Source organism: Natronoarchaeum philippinense, from assembly GCF_900215575.1.
In the GTDB taxonomy this organism is placed as follows: domain Archaea; phylum Halobacteriota; class Halobacteria; order Halobacteriales; family Natronoarchaeaceae; genus Natronoarchaeum; species Natronoarchaeum philippinense.
Genome location: NZ_OBEJ01000001.1, coordinates 72288 through 97143, shown reverse-complemented (window position 1 = coordinate 97143; position 24856 = coordinate 72288). Strand labels below are relative to the sequence as shown.

Below are 24856 nucleotides of genomic sequence, written 5' to 3'. Positions count from 1 at the left end.
TTTTTCCGATTCGAAACGCTGGACAGCGACGCCGTCGGTCGGCGAAGATGGATAGAGTGCTGACAGCCTCCATAGAGTGTTGACAGCCTCCATAGAGTGTTGACAGCCTCCCGCGGGCGAACCGTTAACGCCACGTTCCTCGTAGCTCCGAACGATGCCGTCTCTCGTCGACGTGATCGACGACGGCGGCGCCAACGCCGTGCTGGCGTGGGGCGTCGTCGGCCTGATCGCGTTCGCTGCAGTCGAGAGCCTGCTCGATGGACGCTTGCTGTGGAGCTGCTTTGCCGTCGTCGCCGCCGCCGTCGCGCTGCTGGTCCCCCTCGGCGCACGCGATCCCAGCGTCATCGCCGCGTGGGAGGTGCTCGCGTTGCTCGCGCTGCCGCTGGTCAGCCGTTCGCTTGGCGTCGGCACGCAGGCAGCGACGTATCTGGCGGTGGCGACGCTGGCGCTGCTGATCGCCGTCGAGATCGACTCCTTTAGCTCGGCGGCGATGCCGCCCCGGTTCGCCGTCGGCTTCGTCGTCGTGACGACGATGGCTGTCGCGAGCCTCTGGACGATCGCGCAGTTTGCCGCCGACAGCCTGCTCGGCACCGCGTGGCTCCCCGGCCAGACCCGATTGATGTGGGATCTTATCGTCGCCACCGTCGTCGGGATCGGGGCCGGCCTGCTGTTCGAGGCGTATTTCCGGCGCTCCGGCGAGACAGTCGATCACGAGACAACGGACGTGAATCCTGATGACCGTTCTCGACACTGACTACGCGCACTCCGGGGGGTGGCTCCTCGCCCGCGCCATGCAGGTGCTGCTCGCGCTGATCGTGGGCTACGCTGTGTTGTCGGGGCAGTTGCGGTTGCTCGTCAACAGCGCCATCCCGCTTTCGATCACGCTACTCCCGTCGGTGCTCCGTCGCGAGTACGACTACGAGATGGGTGGCGGGCTGGCGGCGTGGATCGGCGTCGCCGCCGCGCTTCACGCAGTCGGCGTGCTCGAACTCTACACGACGGTCGGTTGGTTCGATCAGGTCGCACACACCGTCTCGGCGTCGCTGGTGGCCGGTGCAGGCTACGCCATCGTCGTCGCCATCGAGGGAGAACACGACGGCGTCGTGATCCCAGAGCGCCTGCGCGCCGTGTTCATCCTCCTGTTCGTGCTGGCCTTCGGCGTCCTCTGGGAGATCGCCGAGTTCGCCACAGAAGGACTTGCCGTCGTGATCGGGGGCAAACCCGTGCTCGTCCAGTACGGCTCGACCGACATCGTACTCGACCTGCTGTTCAACGCCGTCGGGGCGATTCTGGTCGCGATCTGGGGAACGGGCTACTTCGAGGAGGTGAGTCGGCTGCTCGCAGAACGGGTCAGGTTGACAGACGGCGAGTCATAGGCTAAGCGAGAGTAGAGGCTACTTCGTGCTCGCCAGCGCGCAATCGCGGTATCAAATGTAGTGCAGATGGGGACCGGATTTGAACCACGGGGACTTCGCGTTGCTCGTCCTCTGGGCATCAAATCCGATCGTTACGATTGCTGCTGCTCGCGGACTTGCTCGCAGCAGCAATGCGCGGGACCGGATTTGAACCGGACGAAGACTCACTCCGTTCGTCTTCTAGGGTTCAAATCCGTTTGTTGCGCAGACACGTCTCTCACTGACGTTCGAGACGGTATGCGCGGGACCGGATTTGAACCGGCGGACCCCTACGGGACAGCGTCCTAAGCGCTGCGCCTTTGGCCTAGCTCGGCAACCCGCGCTCGGCACGCAACTTCCGGGGAGAAAAATAAGTACCTGTCGCTCCGGAGTCGGAGTTAAGCCCCTCGAACCCATAGCCACCGTCGATGTACAGCGCCCGCGAGCGCGTCGAGAACGAGGAGTGGATCGAGCGCCTCGATGGCGTCGCCGAGGAACTCGATCTCGACGCCGACGCGCGCTCGACCGCGGTCGATCTGTTTCTGTCGAACGTCCCCGAGAAAGAGCGTTCCAAGCGGGCCGTGCTGGCGGCCAGCCTCTACGCCGGCGCGCTGATCGAGAGCGACGCGCGATCCCAAGGTGCCGTCGCCGACGCAGCGGGCGTCGCGCGGCTGACGATTCAACAGCGCTGGAAGGAGCTGCTGCGCGAGGCGGGACTGGAGCCGCCGAGTTGGTGATCAGTCCGGCTGGACCTGCCCGCGGCCGTCGTTGTCGGGCGTCAGGTTGCCGTGTTCGTCGATCTCGCCCCGGACGATCCGGGTGCTGGAGATGATCTCGCCGTCGTCGGCCGTGACGTGGTCGACGACCTCGATCGACAGCGGATCGTGCCCGCGGTCCTCGCGGAGTTCGTTGATGCGTTCGGCGCCGTCGACTGTCTCGGGCGAGACGACGAGATAGTCGAACTGCGGTTCGGTGGCGATGCCGGTCGGATCGTCCAGCGTTCGTATCTCGAACTCGCGGCCGTACTCGTCGGCGTAGGCTTCTAGTTCGGCCGCGAGGTCGTCGCGCCGTTCGTCGTAGGGGCGGACGTACCGGTCTTCCGAGCGAGTCTTCGGCGCGAGCGCGTCGCTGGTCAGGCCGATCGTGACGTTACCCAGTTCGAACGCGCGGTCGAACAGGGCCCGGTGGCCATCGTGGACCGGATCGAACGTGCCTCCCAGCGCGACATCCATACCCGTCGTTCATGCGGTCGAGGCTTAAAAATAGTCGGAGTCCGGTAGTCCGATCAGCGTGGGTCAGGCGTCGTCGTCCGCGTCGCCATCTCCGTCAGCGTCGGCGATGTCGTCCGCATCACTCTCTTCGTCGGCGGCCGCGCTGTCGGCGTCGTCGACGGTGATCGTGACCGGTTCGTCGGCGTCCCCGAGCGTCGAGGACTCGCGGCCGATGTACTGGTCGAGGTTGAACACCGTGTTGAGCTCCGATTGGACCTGTCCAGCGACGCCGCCGACGAGTTCGCTGGGGGCAATCGCGGTGTACTCGTAGGGGTTGTTGCCGGCGCCCTCGCTCTCGCGCTTGTGGCGCTTTACTTTCTCCTCGTCGTGGAGTTCGGCCAGCGCTTCGCGGACGGTGCTCGGGTACAGTCCGGTTCCCTCGGCGATCTCCTCGCTCGTGCTCGCGGGGTGTTGACGGAGGTACACGAAGATACGCGCTCGGGTCTCGGTGTCGAGGATCCACGACAGCAGATCCACGACGCCTTGGTCGAACTGCTCGACGGCGCGGTCTGCCTCCTGTTCGATACGATCGCGAGGGCTGGATTCTCCGCCCTCCGCCGTGGGAGCGTCCGATTCTTCGTCGCCGTCGTCGGAGTTGTGCGAAGACATGTCCTTTCTAGAAGGACAAAAGTCACACGGGAATAAAAGCCTTGTTTAGAGCAGCAGCGACTCGCACAGCGCGTTCTCGCCCTCAGATTCGAGCAGCCGCCGTTGTTTCTCGGCCCCGCTTTCGGCGTCGTACAGTTCGCGGATGCCGGAGACGCCGAGGCGCTCGCATTCGGCCTCAACGAGTTCGCCCAGATCGACCACGTCGCCATCCGGTCGGACGAACGAGGCCTCCTGCCCGTACCGGATCGCGCGCCACTTATTCTCGTCGAGTAGTTCGCGGCGGATCTCCGTGCCGGACTCGCCATCCTCGTAGCGGGCCGCGAGATCCATCACGAGCGCGTGGACGTACTCGACGAAGGCCATGATGCGGCCCTCGTCGGCCTGTCCGTCGGGCGTGCGCACCTCGACGGTGCCGATGCCCGAGTGGGGTCGCACGTCGTACCACAACTCGCCGCGGTCGTTGATCGAGCCCGACTCGATCATCGTCTCCTCGAACTGTCGGTACTCCTCGAAGTCCTCGAAGCGAGTCGGCATCCCGGTGTTTGGCAGGGCCTCGAAAATCTTGGCCCGGGCCGACTGCAGCCCCGTGTCGAAGCCGTTCCAGTACGGCGAATTTGCCGACAGCGCCAGCATCGGTGGGAGATACCACCGAAGCTCGTTGGCGATCCACGTCGCCTTATCGGCGTCGTCGACGCCGACGTGGACGTGCAGCCCGGCCGTCGTGTTGCGGTGCTGGGGATACTGGATCCGATCGAGTTGCGCTCGATAGCGGGGCTTTTCGGCGTGCTCGAGATCGCGCCACTTCGCGGTCGGATGGAGGCCGGCAGCGGCGATCTGGAACCCCTGCGCCGCGGCGTGCTCGACCAGCGCCGTACGGACCGCCGAGAGCGTCGCGGCGGCATCGTCGAGCGAGTCGATCTTCGGCGTCTGCGTCTCGACGACGAACTTGAACAGCTCGTGGTCGAGGCGGCCTTCCAGAATCTCCGGGGGTGTCGAGTCGTAGACGAGTTCGTCCGTGCCCGACGTGGGACGGCCGTCCTCGTCGACGACGAAAAACTCCTCCTCGATGCCCAGCGTTCCGAGCTCGTCGAATACGTCGGCCGAACCCCGTTCCATCGCACGACCGTTGGACAGCCGCGATTAAATAGGATGTGGACTCCGGCAGCCGGGGGACGGTGAGCGTGGCGCCGGGGCGCCGCCGCTCAGAGCGCTGTCAGGATCGCACTGGCCGACAAGAGCGTGCCGAGCGCCAGCAGCGCGTAGTTGGCCAGCGTGTTCTTGGCCGGCGTAATGTCGAGCGTGAACGATCGGCCCGAGATCGGCCAGAACGGTCTGATTCCCATCGGCGTAATCACGTCCGCGAGCAGGTGCGAGACGATCGCCAAGGTCCCGATGAAAAATCCGAATCCGCCGAGTCCGGTCTGAAAGCCCGGTACGGCTGCAAACGCTGCGGCGTCGAGCCCGCCGAGCGTCGGCGCGATTGCCAACTCCGATACGAGACCGACGGCGACGCCGACCGCGAGCGCGAACAGAACTGTGTGGGTTGGGCCACGATGGGAGACCATCGGCAGGCGAGTGTCGGCGTCAGGCAGCATCGTCAGCCGCAGGAGGGCGGCGCCGCCGAGAACGGCGAGGGCGGGGAGTTCTCGGCGGAGAAGCCAAGCACTACAGGGTGCATACAGCCCCAGCGAGACGCCGTAGTGACCGAGTTTGTACACGCCGAGTCGTACGAAGCCGACGCTCTCGTAGCTGTCGATCGGCACGAGAATCGGACGGGGTGATAGCTGATAGTAATCGCCAAAAGCAAGATTCCAGTTATACTGGCACTAAACACACGAATATAATTTAGAGTCGGGTATATTGGGCGCCGAGTGGAATATTCTCCGATAAATTTAGGAAAGGAATGTCGAAAGTAGTTTATGTGAATACACTGAATCCCGGCGTATGGTCGAACTGGACGACACGGATCTGAACATTCTGGAGTTACTCGCGGAGGACTCGCGGCGGCCGTACAGCGAAATCGCCGAGAAGGTCGGCGTCTCGCCCCCGACGGTGTCGGACCGCGTCGACCGACTTGAGGATCTGGGCGTGATCGAGCGGTTCACGCTCGATGTCGACCGGTCGACACTCCGAGACGGCGTCGGCGTCCTCGTCGACGTTCATCTGCGTCCGGGGTTCGAGACGCAGGTGATGAACGAACTGGCCGGAATCGAGTGTATCGAGCACGTCTTCGCGACGGCGGACGCCCACGTCGTCGCGAAGGCAACCGTCGACGAAGCCGAGATCCACTCGGTCCTGACCGAGGCAGTCGACCTCGGACGCGTCGTCGAGTACGACGTTCGATTGCTCGTCGATTCGGCGTGGCAGCCCCACATTGACGGTCCAGGCATCGACGCCACGTGCGAGGAATGCGGGTCGAGTATCGAGGGCGACGGTGTCGCCGTCGAGATCGACGGCCAACAGCGGGAATTTTGCTCGTCGACCTGCCGAAGCGCCTACGAGGAGCACTTAGAGACGATCAAGCAGTCAGCCTGACGGCATAGCGACACTTCGACCACCGATTCGCGGCCAACCGACAACAGATCGGAACGAGTCCCGCGCGTGTCGGTAAGCGACCCGATAACACCCTTTTGACGCCGTTACGTCTAGATCTAGCCGCTCATGGACGATCAATCCAGCGTCGACAGGAGAACGTTTCTGCGCGCTAGCGGCGTCCTCGCGGGCGTGGCGCTCGCCGGTTGTACGGACGGTGGAGGGGACGGCGAGCAAGAACCCGCAGACGGAAACGAGACGGGGGACGGCGTCGACAACGAGACTGACGGGAACCAGACTGGAGATAACCAAACCGGAACCAACCAGACCGACGGCAATCAGACGGGTGGCAATCAAACAGGTGGCAACCAGACCGGCGATGGAGGGACGGTGCAAGTGCTCGCCGGGCCGGGCGGCGAGTTCATATTCGAGCCCGCCCAGCTCTCGATCGCGCCAGGAACGACCGTCCGCTGGACGTGGGAGTCGGACAACCACAACGTCGTTCCGACGAGCCAGCCCGACGGCGCCAATTGGCAGGGCCACCAACCGATCGAGAACACCGGGTTCGAGTACGAGCACACGTTCGAGACCACCGGTACCTACGAGTACGTCTGCGAGCCCCACGAGTCCCAAGGGATGGTCGGGACGATCGACGTTCAGTAAGTCGGTCGATACACATGTGGCTGTCGTGTTTTTCGACAGAACGAATCACCAGGCTCGCGTGTCGACGCCGACGGCGAGGAGGCAGTCCCGCTACTCGATTATTAACACCGACCCCAACCATATCACGAGTTATTAAGATGGTGCTCGTGTATAATAACACTTTTATTCGACCGGTGACGATACGTGAGTATGAACACGACACGACGCGACATCCTGACGGCGGGAGCAGGGGCGCTGACCACGGGTGCACTGGCTGGCTGTACCGACGCCCTCAATCTCGATTCATCGCCCGGAAGTGGGGTGGAGGCGTCGTTTTACCTGTTGTACGACTTCGCCGACCAGATCGTCGGGGACGAGACTAACGCCGAGAGCATCGTCCCGTTCGGGCAGCACGGCCACGGCTGGCAACCCTCCGGACAAGTTCAAAAGGGGATCTACCAGTCGGCGGCGTTCGTCTACATGGGCGAGGGGTTCCAGCCGTGGGCCGACGACATCGTGAACAACCTCCGGGCTGACGATGCCGGCGTGACGGTCGTCCCCGCTCGGCACGGCATCGAGTTGCTGGGGACGAACGCGAGTCACGAGGAAGAGCACGGCAACGAGAGCGGGGACGACGGCCACGACCATGGCCACGGGACTGGCGATCCACACTTCTGGCTCGATCCGATGCGAGCGAAACAGGCCGTCGACAACATCCGGGACGGACTAATCAAGGCCGTTCCGGACGCCGAAGACGCCTTCAGCGAGAACGCCACCGCGTACAAGTCCGAAATCGACGACCTCCACGAGAGCTACCAGTCACGTCTGTCTGGTGGCGACCAATCTCACGTGCTCGTCGCGGGTCACAACGCGTTCCAATACACCGGCGCGCGCTACGGCTTCACCGTCCACGCGCTCTCGGGCATCTCGCCCGACGACACGCCCAGCAATCAGGCGATCAGCGAGGCCCAAGAGACGATCGCGGAGCACGACATCGAGTACGTCCTGACGCCGGCGATGGAGTCCGACCGCGCGGCCGAACAACTCGTCGAGAATACCGACGCAAGCGAGTACCTGACGATCTCTGCGCTATCGGGCATGAAAGAGGAGTGGATCGAGCAAGACTGGGGCTACATCGACGTGATGCGAAACGTCAACCTGAACACCTTCGAGAAAGCATTGGGGGCCGCATGAGCGTCGTCGAGTTGGAGGACGTGACGTTCTCGTACACGGAAGTGCCGGTGCTCGAAGGGGTCGATCTCTCGATCGAGGAAGGGGAGTTTCTGGGTCTGGTCGGTCCAAACGGTTCGGGAAAGTCGACGCTGCTTCGGATCGCGCTGGGGCTGGAGTCGCCGGATTCGGGGACGGCGGAGCTGTTCGGCGAACCTGCCGAGGCGTTCGACGACGGCCACCGGATCGGCTACGTCGCACAGGGAACGACCAGTCTGGACCAGTCGATCCCAGTGACCGTCTCCGAGGCGGTCACGATGGGCCGGTTTCCCCACGCCGGCTACGGACGACTGGACGCCGACGACCGCGACGCGGTCGAGGACGCCATGGAGACAGTCGGTGTTTCCGACCTAGCGAGTCGCAAGCTCGACGAACTGTCCGGCGGCCAGCGCCAGCGCGTGTTCATCGCCCGAGCACTGGCCTGCGAGGCTGACCTCCTCGCTCTCGACGAGCCGACGGTCGGCGTCGACGCCGAATCGCGGGACGCCTTCTACGATCTGCTGGCCGAACTCAACGACCGCGGCATCGCCATCGTGCTGATCGAACACGACATCGGCACGGTCACCGAGTACGCGACGACCGTCGCGTGTATCAACCAGCGCGTCCACTACCACGGCGATCCGGAGGGCTTTGCCGAAAGCGACGCGCTCGCCGACGCCTACGGCGCCGGACAGCGAGTGCTCGAACACGATCACTCGGCCCACGACCACGGAGGTGACCAGTGATGCTCGGAACGCTCGTCGAGATGCTCAGCTACTCGTTCATGCAGCGCGCGCTGTTGGCCGGGCTGTTCGTCGCCATTCTGGCGCCGCTTGTCGGCTCGTTTCTGGTCTACCGGCGGATGGCCTTTATCGGCGATACGCTGGCTCACGTCGCCTTCGCCGGCGTCGCTATCGGCGTCTACGTCCGGGACGGGCTGGGCTGGGGCGGCGTCTCGCCGTTCCTCTCGGCGCTGGTCGTCTCTGCGCTGGCGGCGCTGGTGATCCAGTTCCTCGCCGACCGAACGGACGCCTACAACGACGTGTCGATGGCAATCGTCCTCTCGGGCGGGTTCGCGCTGGGCACCGTCGTGATCAGCCTGACCGGCGGGATCGCCGTCAGCATCAATCAGTACATCTTCGGCTCGATCAGCACCGTCTCGTGGCACCACGTCCGGATCATGGCCGCCCTGACCGCGCTCGTCGGCGGCGTCGTCGCAGTCAGCTACAAGCACCTGCTGTATATCACGTTCGACGAGAGCGCGGCCCGGGTCGCGCGGCTGGACGTCGACCTGCAGAACAGTCTGCTGGTCGTGCTGACCGCCCTCGTCATCGTCGCGGCGATGCAGATTATGGGTGTGATCCTCGTCGCAGCGATGCTGGTGGTTCCCGTCGCCGCGGCAGGCCAGATCGCGCCGAGCTTCAAGGCGTCGGTGCTGCTCTCGATCGTGGTCGCCGAGCTGTCGGTTTTTTCGGGTGTCACGCTGTCGTACACCAACGACGTGGCCGCAAGCGGCGCGATCGTGCTCATCGCCATCGGACTGTACGCCGCGGCGACGGTAGCCGATCGGTACGTCGTGTGACGACGACGTAAACGTACGAACGTGAAGAATTCTTCTCAACCGTATCTTAGTGCCAAAGTAGCTTCCGAATATGTTCGACGTTCTTATAATGCGAGAGAGGTCGGGGTGCTTTTTGTAGTGGATATCATCAGTACCGACTAGCGATGGGAGCGTTATCGGACCTGTTCGGGCCGGAGCGCGTGGCCGTAGTCGGCGCCACAGACCGGGAAGGATCTGTCGGACGTGCGATCCTGACCAATCTGCAGGCCGACTTCGACGGAGGCGTCGTTCCGATAAACCCGAACCGTGACGCGGTGCTGGGACTGGACTGTTATGAATCGCTGGCGGACGCGCCGCCAGTCGACCTCGCCGTGGTGGTCGTTCCGCCGGGTATCGTGGTCGATGCTGTCCGCGAGGCCGGCGAGGAAGGCGTCGACGACGTGGTCGTCATCACCGCCGGCTTCAGCGAGACCGGCAGCGAGGGCGCCGCCCGCGAGCGCGAGCTGATCGAGGTCGCCGAGGAGTACGATATGAACCTCGTCGGCCCCAACAGCATCGGGATCATGAGCACGACCAGCGGGCTCAACGCGACGTTCGGCCCCGAGAACGCGCTGGAGGGCTCGATCTCCTTTATGAGTCAATCGGGCGCGTTCATCACGGCCGTGCTCGACTGGGCGAACGATCAGGACCTCGGGTTCAAAGACATCGTCTCGCTGGGCAACGAGGCCGTCCTCGACGAGACGGACTTCATCCGCGAGTGGGGCGACGACCCCGAGACCGACGTGATCATCGGCTACCTCGAAGGGATCGACCACGGGCGGGAGTTCATCGACACGGCTCGCGAGGTGTCCGAGGACACGCCGATCGTGCTCGTGAAGTCCGGACGGACCGAGGCCGGCGCGCAGGCGGCGTCCTCGCACACGGGGACGATCGCCGGCAGCGAGCAGGCCTACGAAGCCGGACTCGATCAGGCTGGCGTCCTCCGGGTGAACACCGTCGAGGAGATGTTCGACTACGCGCAGATGCTCTCGGGCCAGCCCGTCCCCGAGCGCGACGACGTTGCCGTGATCACCAACGCCGGCGGCCCGGGCGTGATGACGACTGACGCCATCGGCGACTCGCGGCTCGGTCTCGCTGACTTCTCGAACGAGACGCTCGAAACGTACGGCGAGATGCTCCCCGACGAGGGGAACATCTACAACCCCGTCGACGTGCTCGGCGACGCCCCTGCAGAGCGGTTCCGCGAGGCCCTCGAAATCTCGCTCGAAGACGACGGCGTCGGTGCGGCGATCATCGTCGCGGCGCCGACGGCAGTGCTGGATTTCGAGGAACTGGCAGACATCGTCGCCGACGTTCGGGACGAGTACGACGCGCCGATCGTGACGGCGCTGATGGGCGGCGAGAGCACCGAGGAGGCCGCCGAAGTGCTCGAAGACAGCGGCGTTCCAAACTACTTCGATCCGGCCCGCGCAGTGCGCAGCGTCGGCGCCCTCTCGGAGTACCGCGACGTGAGCCGGCGCGACCACGAGGCGCCCGCCGACTTCGACGTGGACCGCGAGCGCGCACGCGAGATTCTCGAGCGCGCCGAGGACCGCGACGACAACCGGCTCGGCGTCGAAGCGATGGAGCTGCTCGATGCCTACGGCGTCCCGACGCCTGAAGGCGATGTCGTCGACTCCCCCAAAGCGGCAGAGTCGGTCGCAGAAGGCATCGACGGGCCGGTCGTGATGAAGATCGTTTCGCCGGACATCCTCCACAAGTCCGACATCGGCGGCGTCAAAGTCGGCGTCGAGACCGAAGACGTCTACGACGCCTACGAGGATCTCGTTACCCGCGCGCACAACTACCAGCCCGACGCCTCGATCACCGGCGTGCAGGTCCAAGAGATGGCCGACCTCGACGCCGGCACTGAGACGATCGTCGGGCTGAACCGCGATCCGCAGTTCGGACCGATGGTCCTCTTCGGCCTCGGCGGGATCTTCGTCGAGGTCCTAGAGGACACCACAGTGAAGATCGCGCCGATCAGCGAACCCGAAGCCACGGAGATGATCGACGACATTCAGGCCGCGCCGCTGCTGCGGGGCGCCCGCGGACGCACGCCGGCCGATCTCGACGCCGTCGTCGAGACACTCCAGCGGCTCTCGCAACTGGCGACCGATTTCCCGGCGATACTGGAACTCGACGTGAACCCGCTCGTGGCGGGCCCCGACGGCGTACAGGCGATCGACCTCAGACTCACCGTTGACACGGAGGAACTATGACCAAGACGATACTCGTCACCTCGACCGAAGAAGGAACCGGAAAGACAGCCGTCTCCGTCGCGCTCGGGCTGCTGGCCCGCGAACGCGGCCTCGATGTCGGCTACATGAAACCGAAGGGCACCCGCCTGCGCAGCCGCGTCGGGAAGACGCTGGACGAAGATCCCATGCTCGCCCGCGAGCTGCTCGATCTCGACGCCGAGATGCACGAGCTCGAACCCGTCGTCTACTCGCCGACGTTCATCGAGCAGGCGGTTCGCGGCCAAGAGTCCGCCGAGGACCTCCGCGAACAGGTCAGCGAGCACTTCGACTCGCTGTCGGCCGGCCGCGACCTGATGATCGTCGAGGGCGGCGGCTCGCTGACGACCGGCGGCATCGTCGATCTGACCGACGCCGACGTTGCCGAGTTGCTCGACGCCGAGGTGCTGGTGCTAGCTGGCTACGGCCATCCCGGCGACGCCGACGACGTGCTCGCCGCGGCTCGCAGCCTCGAAGACCGGCTGGCGGGCGTGCTGTTCAACGCCGTCACCGACGACGCGTTCGACCAGCTAGAGACCGACATCACGCCGTTCCTCGAAGGCGAGGACGTGCCGGTCTTCGGCGCGCTGCCCCGCGAGCAGGATCTCGCCGGCATCACCGTCGGCGATCTGGCCGACGAACTCGGCGCCGACGTGCTGACCGACGTGCCGACCGACGCCTACGTCGAGCGGTTCAGCGTCGGCGCGATGGGCAGCGACGCCGCGCTTCGGCACTTCCGGCGCACCCGCGACGCCGCCGTCATCACCGGCGGTGACCGCTCGGACATCCAGACGACCGCGCTGCAAGCGCCGGGCGTCGAGTGTCTGATCCTCACCGGCGGCCACCGGCCCTCCGGCGCCGTCGTCGGCAAGGCAGAGGAGAAGGGCGTCCCGATTCTGGTCGTCCAGACCGACACCCTCACCACCATCGACCGCGCCGAGGGCGTCGTCAGCGAGGGGCGGACCCGCGACGCGACGACCGTCGAGCGCATGCGCGCGCTGCTGGCCGACCACGCCGACGTGGACGAAATCCTCGCCGGCGTCAGCGCGAGCGGCGACGACGACTGATCCGACCGCCTCATTTTTGTCGTGGCCGCGCCAACGCGAAGGCATGAGCGACAGGTCCGACGCCAGCGACGAGGAGCTCGCCCGGACGGCCGGTGAACTCGCGGACTCCCTGCGCGACCTCCGCGACGAGGTCGGTCCGCGTCGCCGGCCGCCGCGGGGCCCCCTCGGTCTCCCCCGCCCGCCGACGCCGCGGGAGGTCCTGCGATTCACCGACGAGGTGGCGATTCCGGCGACGATCGCCGTGCTCGAAGTCAACATCAAGCTACTCGAAGCCGTCCAGAAGGCGATCCGGCTCGCCGAGACGGAACGCCGAGCGCGCGATCAGGGCACCGAAGCCGCCGATCGGGCCCGCGAGGGCGGCCGGGTCGTGCGCGAGGGCGCCAACCGGATCGGCCGCGAAACGCTGGACCGTCTCGACGACGCGCTGGACGAACTCCAGACAGCCGTCGAGGAGGGGTCACTCCCACGAGAGGAAACCGCCCGCGAGATTCTGACCGAAGCACGCGAACTGCGGGACGACCTCGAAGCACAGGTGCGTGACGCCGAAGACACCGCCGACGAACAACGGCGTCGTGAGCGCGAGGCCGAGCGCGACGCGGGCATTTCGGCGTCGAGCGACGGTGACGGCGAAGCTGACGAGGAAGGCACCAGCGACGGCGGCGAGCAGGAGAGCAGCGAAAACACCGGTCCGCAGGTCGACGTGGACGCCGAACTCCAGTCGATCAAGGATCAGTACGACGACGAGGACGAGGAGGACGAAGCGTAGCCGGCGTCGAGCGCGCCGTCGCTGCCGGGGCCGGTCGTGCTGAAAAGCGTGCGCGAAGGTCAACCGCCGCTTTGTCTGATTGTGGCCCATTCATTTGGCGCTCGCCTGTCGTCGACGCCGGAATTCGGGCACCGGCCGAACGACGCCGAAGACGAATCTGTTGCCGCCCAGCCCGAGCGCGAGGCCGAGAAAGAGCCGCGTGAAGCCGCCAACCGGAGGCGCGTCGAGGGTCGTCATCCAGACGATCCCTCCGATAGCGGCCACCCCGGCGACGAACAACGCCCACAACCCTGCGCGGGTTCGATCCGCCGCGGCGAACAGACCGCCGCTGACGAGTGCGACGACCGCGGCGATCCACCACTCGCCGGTCGCCGAGAGCGTCCCGTCCAGCAGGAGGAACATAACGAGGTTCGAGGCCGCGAGCATGAGGTCCTGAAGTATCAGCCTCCGCTCGGCCGTGTCAGTCATACGAATGGGTTTCGCACACCGCCAATAAAATGTTACGTAGGCGAAGGGAACTCGCCGACGCGCTCACTGGACAGGCTCTCACCTTCGCTCCGAACCTACTGCTCGCGCCGACGCGCTCACTGTGTCGGTCGGAACCTCCACTCCCAGCCTGTTGTTCGCGCCGACGCGCTCACTGGACAGGCTGGAAGCGGTACCCGTCCCACTCCTGACTTTCCGGCTCTTTGATGCCGGCGCCGGGCTCGCGGAGTTCCTCGGCGTACACCGGCTCGACTTCGTCGCCGATCTCCACGTCGGCGTCCTCGACGACCTGCCCGACCGCGCGCACGCGCTCGCCGTCAACGTCGAACTCGACGATTGCGATCGTGTTGGGCTGGCGAACGCCCGGCGGCGTCGCGGTGCTTTCGGTCCACGTGACCACCTCGGCGGTGTACTCGCTGAGGTCGATCGTCTCGGTGGGCTCGGCGCCGTTCAGACTCCGGGGGTGGGTCGGGTAGGAGATCGACCCGTCCTCGTAGCGCTGTGCTTCCATCGGTGGCTCGTCGCTCATTGTGCTGCCTCCATGATCGTGGTGATGACGCAGTTGCCGAAGCCGCCGACGTTACACGCCAGCCCGACATCGGCGTCGACCTGCCGCGGGCCGGCCTCGCCGAGCACCTGCTCGTAGATCTCGACGGCCTGTGCGATGCCGCTGGCGCCCAGCGGATGGCCCTTGGACTTGAGTCCGCCGGACGTGTTGATCGGCAGTTCGCCGTCGCGCTCGGTCGTCCCTTTGTCCATCTCCTTCCACGCCTCGCCCTGCTCGGCGAAGCCCAGCCCCTCCATCTGGAGGAACTCCAGAATGGTGAACATGTCGTGGAGCTCGGCCACGTCGATATCGTCGGGGCCGATACCGGCCATCTCGTAGGCCTCTTCCCCGCTGTCGACGACGCCACCCATCACGGTGGGGTCGTCGCGCTCGTGGACGACGTGGGTGTCGGTCGCGCCGCCGATGCCCGAGATGACGGCGTACTCGTCGGCGTGCTCTTTTGCGACCGATTCGGGACAGAGCAACAGCGCCGCGCTTCCGTCCGTGATCGGGCAGAAGTCGTACAGGCGCAGCGGGTCGGCGACGATCGGTGATTCGAGGACGGTGTCGAGGCCGACCTCCTTCTGGAACTGGGCGTTGGGGTTGTCGACGCCGTTCTTGTGGTTCTTGACGGCGACCTTCCCGAGGCTCTCCCGGGGCGCGTCGTGCTCGTGGAGGTAGCGCCGGGCGGTCATGCCCGCGAAACTCGGCAGCGTCAGGCCGTGCTTGTACTCGGCGGGATGGGTGATCGAGGCGATTACGTCGGTCGCCTCGGCGGTCGTCTTGTGGGTCATCTTCTCCCCGCCGACCAGCAGCGTCATGTCGCTGGCGCCGCTTGCGATCGAGCGCCACGCGGCGTAGATGCCCGCGCCGCCGCTGGAGCTGGTCTGGTCGATGCGCTCGGTGTAGGCCGGAATGGCGCCGAGGTCGTGAGCGAGCAGGTTCGGGGTGCCGCCTTGGCCCTCGAACTCGCCGCTGGCCATGTTCGATACGTACAGGTGGTCGATCTCGTCGGGCTCGACGTCGGCGTCCGCGAGACACTCCTCGCCGGCCTGCGAGAGCAGCTCGCGGATCCAAGCGTCGCGCTGCCCGAACTTCGTCATCGACGCGCCGATGACTGCAACGCGGTCCATGGTCTGACTCTCAGCCCTCGGTATAATATAAGCCGTGGTATACGATGCCGTCGCTGGGAGTCGGCGAGCGGGGCGTTCAAACCAGTCGAATCCGAATTTCGGCGTCGAAAAAAGGCTGTCTCAGCCGATGTAGCGCAGGTCGTCGTCGCTCGGCACGTTCGGCTGCTGTTGTTGTTCCATCTCTTGGATCTTGCCGATGACCTCCTCCATCTCCTCGGCGCGGTCCTCCAGATCGGCGAAGTCGACCTCGAAGTCGAGTTGGTCCTGCAGGATCTCCAGTACGGCCTGTGCGCTCTTGGGATCGACCAGATAGCCGCTGGTCTCGCCCATCAGACAGGCGGCATCGACGCCGCGGCGCTCGCCCAGCCCCAGCAGGAGGCCGCTGACGCCGACGATGCCGCCGGCGGGTTCGTCCTCGCGGAAGTCGACGCCAGCATCTTCGAGATCCTCGACGAGCGACTCGGCGGTGGCGGCGCCGAGCACGTCGTACTCCTCGATGAGTTCGCCCGTCGGGACGCCGCCAAGTGCGTACACCGCCTCGACGCCGAAGTCCTCGGCCACGTCGAGGAAGGCATCAGTCAGCCGGTAGTGACCCTCGTTGCTCTGGGCCTGATTGTCGCCGGTCAGGACCAGCAGATCGCGGCCCTCGGTCTCGACGGCGTGGAACTCGGCGCTCGTGAGTTCGGCGACGCCGTCACCCCCGACCTCGACCTGCGGTGGGAAGTGCTCGGAGTAGACGCGACGAACGAGCGTCCCGTCGAACTCGTCGAGCAGGTGCTCGGCGGCGAGTTTGCCGACGTGGCCGACGCCCGGCAGCCCCTCGACCAGCACCGGATCGTCCAGTTCGGCGTCCGCTACCGACTCGATATCGAGTTCGTCCATACGGCTTACTCCCGGGCGCGGCGCTTAAGTGAGCGTCGGTACTCCCCGTAGGAGTCCTCGGGATCGAAGGGAGCGGGAGCGCTGTTGACGGCGTCGGCGCCACACTCCGGACAGCTCGCAGAAAGGGTGTACACCGGGCGTTCGTGGCGATTTCGCCACGCCGAACACACCCGGAGATCCGCCTTCATCGTCGATTACTCTTCTTCGGTGCGTCGCTCGCGGTGGAAGCCGCCGGTGCCGCCGATCTCCTCGATGGCCGCGACGGCGCGGTCGGCGCTGTCTTCGAGCTGGGACTCGGCGGTCTTGTAGTTGGGCGCTCGCACCTTGATGCGGTACTCGGGCGAGCCGACGTAGGTCACTTCCAGATCGACCTCGTCGGGCACTTCGCCGTTGCCCTCGGCGGCCTGCAGGGCCTCCTTGACCGCGTCGACGCCCTCGCTGGTGCCACATTCGAGGTCGACGTAGCCGGTGACGTTGACGTAGGGCACCGAGACGTTCTCGCGTGCGGTTTCGACGAGCGCGTCGATATCGTCGTCGTCGAGGTCGGTCGGTTCGAGCGCTTCGTGGCCGTGGATCGCGGCCTCCTCGAAGCCGGCATAGAGGCTGCCGAACTCGGCGAGGAGTTCGTTTGCGATCCGAGCGTACTCGTCGTCGCCGATGTCCTCGCCGAACGCGAGCAGCATCCAGTTGTCGGCCTTCTGCTCGTTTTTCCACTCTTGGATCTTGTCCGAGCGCTGGTGGTCGTTGACGTCCTTGATCGAGAGGTCGATCTGCTGGGCGTCCTCGTCGACATCTAAGACCTTGGCGACGACAGTCTGTCCCTCGCGGACGTGATCCCGGACGTTCTTGATCCAGCCGGAAGCGACCTCGCTGACGTGGGTGAGACCGCGCTTGTCCTCGTACTCTTTGAGGTCCACGAAGACGCCGAAGTCCTCGATCTCGTCGACCTCTCCGACCACGAGTTCCCCGGATTCGGGCCAGCCACTATATTGCATTCGGGATCACCTCGGGACGCTCACCGCGCCTCGACGGTCTCGAGGACTTCGCCTTCGAAGGCGGCCTTGCCGCCGGTCGGGCGTGCGAGCGTGTGTCCACAAACGGCGCAGGCGACCTCGCTGGAAGCCTTACCGAAGACGACCTGTTCGTTTTCGCAGTCGGGGCATGCAACGCTGAAATAGTTTCCTGCCATAATAATCACTCTTGGAACGTCAGTCGGCCGGCGCGCCAGCCCGCTCGGAGGTGGGCCTTGCCGCAGTCGCCACAGCGGTACTTGAGGTCGGTCTTCTTGGTGGGCTTGTCACCACCGGGCACCTTCGAGAACTTACCGTCGTTACCGATGCCCTTGTTGCGTCGCTCCTGTCGGTCGATCCACTTCATGCCGGTCTCGCGGCCGCGGCGGACCTTCTCGACTTCGTGCTGGTGGTGTTCGTTACAGTGCGGGCAGTACGTGTTGAATCGGCGTGGCATCTCCATAGATATCGATCTCCTTGGAACGTCGTTGGCCACCGTCGCTTAAAACGCGTTTGGTTCGGAACGGCCCCGTCAGCCCGCGGAGTCTCGAAGCGCTTAATTGGCGTTCGTCCGAAACCCCGGTCATGAAGCGTCTCATCATCACTGGGGACCCCGGCGTCCGGAAAAACGGCGTCGTCGAGATAGACGGCGAGGAACTGACGCTGTTCCAGATCAACCGCAACGGCGAGTGGCACGGCCCCGAGGAGGTCCAGCTGTGGTGCGTCGCCGGCACCGAGGGCGAACGCGAGACCTACGAGAAACGAGAGTATATCCCCCACTTCCTCGACGTCGAGCGCTACGACGCCGGCGATGTTAGCGTCGTCCAGCGCGCGGGCTAAATCGCGCTACTGATCCGCGAGTCCCTCGATGAGGAACTCCGCGGAGGCACGGTTCGTCGCCAGCGCGGTGTCTTTGACGTCACAGATCCGCAGCAGCGCCGAGATGTCGGGCTCGTGGGGCTGTGCGGTCAACGGATCGCGCAGGAAGATGATTCCGTCCATGCTGCCGTCGGCGACCTCGGCGCCGATCATCATATCGCCGCCCAGCGGTCCCGACTCCTTGCGTTCGACCTCGAGATCGGTCTCTTCCATCAGACGCTTACCGGTCGTTCCCGTCGCTGTCAGATCGAACTGTGCGAGCGTCTCCTCGTGATTGCTCGCAAATTCGATCATCGAGGGCTTCTCTTCGTCGTGTGCGATGAGCGCGATCCGCGTCATACCAGTGTCTCGTCGGAGGCAAAGTTAGTCGTTGCGCACTTTCTCGCGGCCGAACCTTTTAACCTCGCAAGCAAAAGAGTCTGGAAAGATGGTGCGTCGCAACGCGATCGAGAGAGGCCGGAACACACGAGAGCACCACGGAGGTGCTGTGCCGCTCCGCCACTGATGTCCGGTGAATCCTCGCTGGAGATCGTCCAGAGCCGCATCCGAGGGCTGGTCAACAGCGGCCGCCTCGCGCAGTTTGCCGCCGTCGGATTTGCCGGTACGACCGTCGATTTCGCGCTCCTGTACCTGCTCGTCGAGTTCCACGGGTACTCGCCCGCGGCCGGCAAGCTCGTCGGCGCCGAGGCGGCGATCATCGTGATGTTCGTCGTCAACGAACGGTGGACGTTCTCGGAGTGGGGACGAACCGGTCTTCGGCCGACGGTCAGGCGGCTGCTCACGTCCAACCTCGTGCGGACAGGCGGACTCGTCGTCGCAACGACCGTCCTCGTCTTGCTGGTACGCTATGCTGGTCTGTCGTACCTGCCAGCGAACGCTGTCGGCATCGCCTGTGGCTTCGTCGTGAACTTCCTCGCGGAGAGCTACTTCACGTGGCGCGTCCATCGATGACAGGAATCCCCACAGGGCTCCCGAAACGCAACCCTTAACTAGCGGACGGCGGTACGATGTGGTAGCGGGATGGGATAGCCAGGAGATTCCGGCGGGCTCATAACCCGCAGACCGGTGGTTCAAATCCACCTCCCGCTATACTTTTGCCGAACTCAATACTGCGAGACGTTTTATCGTCGAGCAGTGCTGAGTTCGGCAAATATCGTCCGGAGTGGATTTGAAGCAGGGAGTGAAGCGACGCGGAACGACCGAGGTTCAAATCCACCTCCCGCTCTGTCAATACGTTCCATTACGTCGACGAGCCGATGCCGCTGGCACTCCTCACAACGATCTGGAGACACAACTGCACGGCAAGACTGGACGCCGACCGGACGATGCCTCCGAGTCGAGAGCCCAACCTACGGCGTCAAGCAGCGCCGAGAAGCCGCGGCAGCGGCGTCGCTCCGGACGGATGCCGGAGAGAGCAAGCGGACTGTGGAGATCAACCGCCTGTAGAGTACCGATCAGTGACCAGAAACCGAACCCAGCAAGATCGGTCGGGTAGGAAACGACTTCCGAACTAACTACTTGCCGACAGTGACGGTAGCACGGCACATGAATCGGACGTGGGCCATGCTGGCGGTCGTGCTACTCGTCGGCCTCGTGGCCGTGCCGGGGACCGCGGCTGCCCAAGAGACGCGAACCGGGGGGACGGTCGTCGTCGAGGAGAACGAGACGGTCGACGGGTTGTCCGTCATCGGCGGGACGGTCGTCGTCGACGGCACCGTCGATGGCGACCTGTCGGTGATCGGTGGGTCGGTGACGGTCAACGGCAACGTGACCGGTGACGTCGAGACGATGACCGGCGACCTGCGGATCGACGGCGACGTGGGCGGCGATGTCGACGCGGCTGGCGGAAACGTCCGACTCGGGTCGAACGGACAGATCAACGGCTCGCTGTCGACGGCCGCGGGCGGTGCGACGATCAACGGCGTCGTGCGCGAGGACGCCGAAGTCGCCGCGGGGTCGATCTATCTCGGCGAGAGCGCGCTGATCGGCGGTGATTTCACCTACGCTGGCGAACTCGAACGGAGCGACGGCGCGGAGGTCAGCGGCGAGGTTGCCGAGGATCCAAGCGTCGCGGCCGGGCCGATCGAGTACCCGACGGCGCTCCAGTGGGTGCTGGCGCTGTACGCGCTGGTGATCAATCTGCTGGTCGGGGCGATCCTGCTCTTGCTCGCGCCCGGGTTCGCGCGCGATGTCGCCGGTAGAGCGTCCGGCTCGGTGCTCGGGAGCGTCGGCGTCGGACTGGTGGTGTTGATCGGCGTCCCGATACTGATAGCGTTGCTGGCGATCACGGTAATCGGCCTGCCGCTGGCGATTGCTGGCGTTCTGTTGTTCGTGCTGTACGTCTGGATAGCGACGGTGTACGGACAGTTCGCCGTCGGAGCGTGGCTGATCGGGCTCGTCGGAGCACGCAATCGCTGGCTCGCGCTGCTGGTCGGCTTGCTGCTGGTCGGCATCGTATCGCAGGTGCCGTACGTCGGCCCGGTGGTGTCGGGAATCGTGGCGTTGATCGGCGTCGGCGCGATCGCGCTGGCCCTCGGTGACGCCAGACGGGAGCGAGCGGCACACAGACGAGCACGCGAGTAGGGCCCACCGACAGACGTGGGGCACCCAAACCTATTTTCACCGGGTGGCTCAATGACGGATATGGCCGAAAACGACGCGTCGGTGCTCGCTCGTCTGCGAAAGCCCGAGTACACCGGCGAGAACAGATGTACGCCGTGTACGATCGTCAACGTCGCCATCGCGGCGGCCGCGAGCGTGCTCGTCTGGGTCGCCGCCGGGCCGGCGGGCGAAATCGTCGCCGGAGGGCTGGCCGCAGCGGTGCTCGCCGGTAGTCTCGTGACGATCTACTTGTGGGGCTATCTCGTCCCCGGGACGCCGACGCTGACCAAGCGCTACCTGCCTGATAGAGTGCTCGCGCTGTTCGACAAACATCCGCTAGACGAGCACGACGAGGAGTCGTGGGACGCCGTCGAGCAGCGCGAGCGCGAGCAGCGAGACGCGGTCGATCCCGAGGAGTTTCTGCTGTCAGCCGCCGTCGTCGCGCCCTGTGACCACGAGGACGACCTCTGTTTCGCCGACGAGTTCGGTCGACGGCTCGACGAGTACACCGAGCAGTACCGCGACGAGCAGCCGTCGGTCGAGGATATCGAGGTGCTGTTCGACGCCGATCCGGAGGCCGTGACCCGACAGGAGAGCGAGCATCCGACCTTCGAGGTGTACAACCGCCTTCGGAGCTGGCCGTCGGAAGCCGCGCTGATCGCAGACGTTGCGGCTGACCGCGCACTTCGTGCTCACACGGATCGGTGGACCGAGGTGCCTGTCGGACAACGCGCCAATATCCTCGAATCGCTCCGATCGTTCCGACAGACCTGCCCGCTGTGTGGCGGCGGCGTCGAACTCGGAACTGACACCGTCGAGTCCTGCTGTCGGTCCTACGATGTCGCGCGGGCGCGGTGTATCGACTGTGACGAGACGCTGTTGGAGTTCGATCCGTCGATGATCGAAGCCGACGACGCCGGACAGCCCGCCTGAGCGCCGTCACCGGGACGAATCTGGGACGATTCGAATCGTCGTCTCGTCGTAGAGGCCCTTTTCGGCTGGATCGTCGACGTTGATCCCGGCACCGATGGTGTACTCGCCGGGGGCGGCCGGTTCCCACTCCGACTCGGTGACGCGAAATAGCTGTCGCCATCGCTTTCTGAACTGCTTGCGCTCGCCGCGGTCGAACGCGAAGGTGCCGCTCTCGTCGGGCGGGTCTCGGAGCGGAACGCGGGCGGCTTCTTCGTCGCCGTCGACGTTCCACGTCCACAACAACGGCGAGTTCGTTCGGATCGAGACCGGAACCGGGAGCGCGTTCTTCATCGTCACGGCAAACGGAATGGGTTCGCCCTCGGGGAACTCGGTGCGTGGCGTCGATATCTCGACGCCGATTGCGCGGAAACACAGCCGCTGGGGGAGCAGCCGACGGCTCCACGCGCCTCCGTTGATCGACCGGAGGGACTGGGGACGGTCATCGTCGTCGCGCTCGTTCGGGGTGAACGCGTCGTCGTCCCGCCGAAGCGCCTCCGAGTCGTAGATGCGGCGCATTATCGAGTGCTGGCGACACGTCGACTAAAGGGTTTGGGGAAAAGGAGCCGCGACCTCAGTCGTCGGCGACGGCGTCGTCGATGCCGTCTTCGACCGAGATCGCATCGCCCTCGAAGCGGTCGTCGTAGAGATGACAGGCGATCCGGTGTGAGTCGCCCGTCTCGATCCGCTCGGGCTCGTGTGCCTCACAGGGCGATTCGAAGGCGGCGTCGAGCTGTTCGCCCGCAGCGCCGAGATCGCCGTCGGCGAGCGCGTCGACGGCGTCCGACAGCTCGCGTTCGGCGTCGGCGTCAGCGAGCGTCTCCGGGAGATCGAACTCGGCACGGACCAGCTCGTCGAGTTCGGCTCTGGATGCCGTCGTCGGGTCGGTGCGACCGTCGTCGCTCTCCTCGACGGCTGTGACCGCCGCCAGACCCTCGGCGTCCCGAACTCGCAACTTGAGGTCGACGACCGATCGCCAGACCTCCTGATCGAGGTCGTACTCGTCGGGTTGGATGATTCGGGGACATCTAGTGTGGAACCGACAGCCAGACGGCGGGTCGATCGGCGACGGAACGGTACCTGGGAGCAGGATCTGATCGCCCTCCCACAGCGGGTCCGGCTCCGGAATCGCCGAGAGCAGCGCCTCCGTGTAGGGGTGATACGGCGGCGAGAACACCTCTTCGGTCGTGCCAGTCTCGGCGACCTCGCCGAGATACATCACCGCAATTCGGTCGGAGATGTGCTCGACGACGCTCAGGTCGTGTGCGATGAAGATGTACGACAGCCCGAACTCCTCTTGGAGGTCTTCGAGCAGGTTCAGGATCTGAGCCTGCACCGACACGTCGAGCGCGCTTACCGGCTCGTCGCAGACGATGATCTCCGGGTCGACCGCGAGCGCGCGGGCGATGCCGATTCGCTGGCGCTGGCCGCCGGAGAACTCGTGTGGGTATCGGTTGGTGTGGCTCGGGTTCAGACCGACCGTTTCGAGCAGTTCGTAGATGCGCTCGGTGCGCTCCTCGCCCTCGGCGATATCGTGGATGTCCAACGGCTCGCCGATGATATCGCCGACGGTCAGTCGAGGATTCAGGCTCGAAAACGGATCCTGAAAGACGTACTGGAGGTCCGTCCTGAGGCTCCGCAGGCGCTTGCTCGACGCCTCGGTCAGGTCGACTTCCTCGCGGGCGCCCGTCTCCTCGTCAGGTTGTCGGTAGTACACCGAGCCGTCGGTCGGCTCGATCAGCTTGAGCAGCGACCGGCCGAGCGTCGTCTTCCCGCAGCCGCTCTCGCCGACGACGCCCAGCGTCTCGCCCTCGTTGAGTTCGAGGTCGACGCCGTCGACTGCCTTGACTTGCTGGGAGCGGCCCAGCAGGTTGTCGACAAAGCCCTCGCTGGCGTCGAAGTACTTCGTCAGGTTCTCCGCTCGCAGAATCGGCTCGTCGTCAGTCATTGGAATCACCTCCCGCCTGCGGAACTTCGGATGCGACGGCGGTGCCGCTCACGTCGACCTCGTAGTCGAGCCCTTCAGTGAGGTCACCGCTGTACTCCAGACAGGCGGCCGCGTGGGGCGCCGCCTCGTCGGACACCTCCTCGCCGGTTTCGGGGTCGAGCAGCGGCGGCTCCTTGCGAGTACACGCCTCCTCGGCGAAGGGGCATCGCGGGTGGAAGCTACACCCCGGCGGCAGATCGACCAGATCCGGCATGGTTCCCGGGATCGTCTGCAGACGCTCTCGGGTGTCGCCCAATCGTGGGATCGAACTCATTAGTCCAACGGTGTAGGGATGTTTCGGGTCGTAGTACAGCTCTTCGACGGGCGCCTTCTCGACGGGTTTGCCGGCGTACATCACCATCACGCGATCGCAGATGTCCGCGATGACGCCGAGGTCGTGGGTGATCAGTTGGATCGCGGTGTCGGTCTCCTCGGCCAGTTCCTCGAGGAGTTCGAGGATCTGCGCCTCGATCGTGACGTCGAGTGCGGTCGTCGGCTCGTCACAGAGCAGCAGGTCGGGATCACAGGACAGCGCCATCGCAATGACGGCGCGCTGTTGCATCCCGCCGCTGAACTGGTGGGGGTAATCGGAGTAGCGGGTTTCGGCTTCCGGGATCCCCACCTGATCGAGCAGTTGAATCGTTCGATCGCGGGCGGCCTCCTCGTCGTAGTCGAGGTGGTGTCGGACGGCCTCGGCGATCTGCTCGCCGACGGGATAGACGGGGTTGAGCGCCGTCTGAGCGTCTTGGAAGATCATCGCGATCTCGTTGCCGCGGATCGACTGGATCTCCTCCTCGCTCATCTCCAAGAGGTCGTCGCCCTTGAACAGAATCTCGCCGCTCTCGATCTGTCCGGGGTTCTCGATGAGGCGCATCAGCGAGAGCGCAGTCACGCTCTTGCCGGCGCCGCTTTCCCCGACCACGCCGAACTTCTCGCCCCGCTCGATGCAGTACGAGAGGCCGTCGACGGCGTCGACGACGCCCTCCTGCGTGTAGAACTTCACCGTCAGGTCGTTGACTTCGAGCAGGGACACGA

At 65.1% G+C, this 24856-nt stretch carries 31 protein-coding genes and 2 tRNA genes; 16 read left to right on the top strand and 17 right to left on the bottom strand.

Features of this window, described 5'->3' with window-relative positions; translation table 11 throughout:
* The first annotated feature begins 154 nt into the window (after positions 1-154).
* Together CRO01_RS00545 and CRO01_RS00540 are read left to right on the top strand one after the other, a co-directional pair.
* A complete protein-coding gene (locus tag CRO01_RS00545) occupies positions 155-754 on the top strand; it encodes a hypothetical protein (protein WP_097007173.1) in 600 nt (199 codons plus the stop codon).
* Positions 735-1376, top strand: a complete 642-nt coding sequence (locus CRO01_RS00540; RefSeq protein WP_097007172.1) for a hypothetical protein — start codon at positions 735-737, stop codon at positions 1374-1376. The genes CRO01_RS00545 and CRO01_RS00540 overlap by 20 nt, the downstream gene beginning before the upstream one ends.
* A 277-nt stretch (positions 1377-1653) precedes the next feature.
* On the opposite strand, the gene CRO01_RS00535 is transcribed toward CRO01_RS00540, so the two are convergent.
* Positions 1654-1738: transfer RNA gene (locus tag CRO01_RS00535), tRNA-Leu, on the bottom strand.
* 84 nt (positions 1739-1822) lie between these two features.
* Here CRO01_RS00535 and CRO01_RS00530 point away from each other — a divergent pair.
* On the top strand, positions 1823-2131 hold the full coding sequence (locus tag CRO01_RS00530) for a cyclin (protein WP_097007171.1): 309 nt from the start codon (positions 1823-1825) through the stop codon (positions 2129-2131).
* Here CRO01_RS00530 and CRO01_RS00525 read toward each other — a convergent pair whose 3' ends face one another.
* The 4 genes from CRO01_RS00525 to CRO01_RS00510 all read right to left on the bottom strand — a co-directional run bounded on the left by CRO01_RS00525 (position 2132) and on the right by CRO01_RS00510 (position 4992).
* Entirely contained in the window at positions 2132-2626 is a 495-nt protein-coding gene (locus CRO01_RS00525; protein ID WP_097007170.1) for a phosphopantetheine adenylyltransferase, read from the bottom strand. It lies immediately after the preceding gene.
* A 63-nt stretch (positions 2627-2689) separates the two neighbouring features.
* Positions 2690-3274 (bottom strand): winged helix-turn-helix domain-containing protein, encoded by a 585-nt coding sequence (locus CRO01_RS00520; RefSeq protein WP_097007169.1) that lies wholly within the window; start codon positions 3272-3274, stop codon positions 2690-2692.
* Between the two features lie 45 nt (positions 3275-3319).
* A complete protein-coding gene (locus CRO01_RS00515) occupies positions 3320-4390 on the bottom strand; it encodes a glutamate--cysteine ligase (RefSeq protein ID WP_097007168.1) in 1071 nt (356 codons plus the stop codon).
* An 86-nt stretch (positions 4391-4476) separates the two neighbouring features.
* Positions 4477-4992, bottom strand: a complete 516-nt coding sequence (locus CRO01_RS00510; RefSeq protein ID WP_097008289.1) for a metal-dependent hydrolase — start codon at positions 4990-4992, stop codon at positions 4477-4479.
* Between the two features lie 226 nt (positions 4993-5218).
* On the opposite strand from CRO01_RS00510, the gene CRO01_RS00505 reads away from it, so the two are divergent.
* The 8 genes from CRO01_RS00505 (at position 5219) to CRO01_RS00470 (ending at position 13327) form a co-directional block, all read left to right on the top strand.
* Complete coding sequence (locus CRO01_RS00505) at positions 5219-5809, top strand: AsnC family transcriptional regulator (RefSeq protein WP_097007167.1); 591 nt, start codon at positions 5219-5221, stop codon at positions 5807-5809.
* Between the two features lie 126 nt (positions 5810-5935).
* Positions 5936-6469 carry a plastocyanin/azurin family copper-binding protein gene (locus tag CRO01_RS00500; RefSeq protein WP_097007166.1) on the top strand — a complete coding sequence of 178 codons (534 nt, stop codon included), beginning with the start codon at positions 5936-5938 and terminating at the stop codon, positions 6467-6469.
* Between the two features lie 189 nt (positions 6470-6658).
* Positions 6659-7642, top strand: coding sequence for a metal ABC transporter substrate-binding protein (locus tag CRO01_RS00495; protein WP_097007165.1), 984 nt, complete (start codon positions 6659-6661; stop codon positions 7640-7642).
* On the top strand, positions 7639-8403 hold the full coding sequence (locus CRO01_RS00490) for a metal ABC transporter ATP-binding protein (RefSeq protein WP_097007164.1): 765 nt from the start codon (positions 7639-7641) through the stop codon (positions 8401-8403). Before CRO01_RS00495 ends, CRO01_RS00490 begins: the two co-directional genes overlap by 4 nt.
* On the top strand, positions 8403-9239 hold the full coding sequence (locus CRO01_RS00485) for a metal ABC transporter permease (RefSeq protein ID WP_097007163.1): 837 nt from the start codon (positions 8403-8405) through the stop codon (positions 9237-9239). Before CRO01_RS00490 ends, CRO01_RS00485 begins: the two co-directional genes overlap by 1 nt.
* Before the next feature lie 143 nt (positions 9240-9382).
* The gene (locus CRO01_RS00480; protein ID WP_097007162.1) at positions 9383-11479 is read left to right on the top strand and encodes an acetate--CoA ligase family protein; all 2097 of its coding nucleotides are present in this window, start codon (positions 9383-9385) and stop codon (positions 11477-11479) included.
* Entirely contained in the window at positions 11476-12561 is a 1086-nt protein-coding gene (locus CRO01_RS00475; RefSeq protein ID WP_097007161.1) for a phosphotransacetylase family protein, read from the top strand. Before CRO01_RS00480 ends, CRO01_RS00475 begins: the two co-directional genes overlap by 4 nt.
* 43 nt (positions 12562-12604) lie before the next feature.
* Positions 12605-13327 carry a DUF7547 family protein gene (locus CRO01_RS00470; protein WP_097007160.1) on the top strand — a complete coding sequence of 241 codons (723 nt, stop codon included), beginning with the start codon at positions 12605-12607 and terminating at the stop codon, positions 13325-13327.
* A 90-nt stretch (positions 13328-13417) separates the two neighbouring features.
* Here the strand turns inward: CRO01_RS00470 and CRO01_RS00465 are convergent, their stop codons facing one another.
* The 8 genes from CRO01_RS00465 to CRO01_RS00430 form a co-directional block, all read right to left on the bottom strand.
* Positions 13418-13795 (bottom strand): hypothetical protein, encoded by a 378-nt coding sequence (locus CRO01_RS00465; protein ID WP_097007159.1) that lies wholly within the window; start codon positions 13793-13795, stop codon positions 13418-13420.
* A gap of 169 nt (positions 13796-13964) precedes the next feature.
* Positions 13965-14342, bottom strand: coding sequence for an OB-fold domain-containing protein (locus CRO01_RS00460; protein ID WP_097007158.1), 378 nt, complete (start codon positions 14340-14342; stop codon positions 13965-13967).
* Positions 14339-15493, bottom strand: a complete 1155-nt coding sequence (locus CRO01_RS00455; protein WP_097007157.1) for a thiolase family protein — start codon at positions 15491-15493, stop codon at positions 14339-14341. The genes CRO01_RS00460 and CRO01_RS00455 overlap by 4 nt, the downstream gene beginning before the upstream one ends.
* A 120-nt stretch (positions 15494-15613) precedes the next feature.
* Entirely contained in the window at positions 15614-16375 is a 762-nt protein-coding gene (locus CRO01_RS00450; protein ID WP_097007156.1) for a proteasome assembly chaperone family protein, read from the bottom strand.
* Between the two features lie 5 nt (positions 16376-16380).
* The gene (locus CRO01_RS00445; RefSeq protein ID WP_097007155.1) at positions 16381-16563 is read right to left on the bottom strand and encodes an RNA-protein complex protein Nop10; all 183 of its coding nucleotides are present in this window, start codon (positions 16561-16563) and stop codon (positions 16381-16383) included.
* Positions 16564-16569: 6 nt separating this feature from the next.
* Positions 16570-17370 carry a translation initiation factor IF-2 subunit alpha gene (locus tag CRO01_RS00440; protein WP_097007154.1) on the bottom strand — a complete coding sequence of 267 codons (801 nt, stop codon included), beginning with the start codon at positions 17368-17370 and terminating at the stop codon, positions 16570-16572.
* A gap of 20 nt (positions 17371-17390) precedes the next feature.
* Positions 17391-17564: a 30S ribosomal protein S27e gene (locus CRO01_RS00435; RefSeq protein ID WP_097007153.1), complete on the bottom strand. Its 174-nt coding sequence runs from the start codon at positions 17562-17564 to the stop codon at positions 17391-17393.
* Positions 17565-17569: 5 nt separating this feature from the next.
* The gene (locus CRO01_RS00430; RefSeq protein WP_097007152.1) at positions 17570-17848 is read right to left on the bottom strand and encodes a 50S ribosomal protein L44e; all 279 of its coding nucleotides are present in this window, start codon (positions 17846-17848) and stop codon (positions 17570-17572) included.
* A gap of 122 nt (positions 17849-17970) precedes the next feature.
* Here CRO01_RS00430 and CRO01_RS00425 point away from each other — a divergent pair, with 122 nt between their 5' ends.
* A complete protein-coding gene (locus CRO01_RS00425; protein ID WP_097007151.1) occupies positions 17971-18225 on the top strand; it encodes an HAH_0734 family protein in 255 nt (84 codons plus the stop codon).
* A gap of 6 nt (positions 18226-18231) precedes the next feature.
* Here the strand turns inward: CRO01_RS00425 and CRO01_RS00420 are convergent, their stop codons facing one another.
* Positions 18232-18603, bottom strand: a complete 372-nt coding sequence (locus CRO01_RS00420; protein WP_097007150.1) for a methylglyoxal synthase — start codon at positions 18601-18603, stop codon at positions 18232-18234.
* A 165-nt stretch (positions 18604-18768) separates the two neighbouring features.
* Between CRO01_RS00420 and CRO01_RS00415 the strand changes: the two genes are divergently transcribed.
* From CRO01_RS00415 to CRO01_RS00400, 4 genes are all read left to right on the top strand, one after another.
* Entirely contained in the window at positions 18769-19215 is a 447-nt protein-coding gene (locus tag CRO01_RS00415; RefSeq protein ID WP_097007149.1) for a GtrA family protein, read from the top strand.
* Between the two features lie 63 nt (positions 19216-19278).
* Positions 19279-19353: transfer RNA gene (locus tag CRO01_RS00410), tRNA-Met, on the top strand.
* A gap of 456 nt (positions 19354-19809) precedes the next feature.
* Positions 19810-20847, top strand: a complete 1038-nt coding sequence (locus CRO01_RS00405; RefSeq protein WP_097007148.1) for a bactofilin family protein — start codon at positions 19810-19812, stop codon at positions 20845-20847.
* Positions 20848-20907: 60 nt separating this feature from the next.
* The gene (locus CRO01_RS00400) at positions 20908-21798 is read left to right on the top strand and encodes a hypothetical protein (protein ID WP_097007147.1); all 891 of its coding nucleotides are present in this window, start codon (positions 20908-20910) and stop codon (positions 21796-21798) included.
* Positions 21799-21804: 6 nt separating this feature from the next.
* On the opposite strand, the gene CRO01_RS00395 is transcribed toward CRO01_RS00400, so the two are convergent.
* Genes CRO01_RS00395 through CRO01_RS00385 form a run of 3 tightly spaced genes read right to left on the bottom strand, consistent with a single transcriptional unit; the run spans position 21805 to position 24854 of the window.
* Positions 21805-22353 carry a hypothetical protein gene (locus CRO01_RS00395; protein WP_097007146.1) on the bottom strand — a complete coding sequence of 183 codons (549 nt, stop codon included), beginning with the start codon at positions 22351-22353 and terminating at the stop codon, positions 21805-21807.
* A 55-nt stretch (positions 22354-22408) separates the two neighbouring features.
* Positions 22409-23782: an ABC transporter ATP-binding protein gene (locus tag CRO01_RS00390; protein ID WP_097007145.1), complete on the bottom strand. Its 1374-nt coding sequence runs from the start codon at positions 23780-23782 to the stop codon at positions 22409-22411.
* On the bottom strand, positions 23775-24854 hold the full coding sequence (locus tag CRO01_RS00385) for an ABC transporter ATP-binding protein (RefSeq protein WP_097008288.1): 1080 nt from the start codon (positions 24852-24854) through the stop codon (positions 23775-23777). Before CRO01_RS00385 ends, CRO01_RS00390 begins: the two co-directional genes overlap by 8 nt.
* Positions 24855-24856 lie beyond the last annotated feature (2 nt).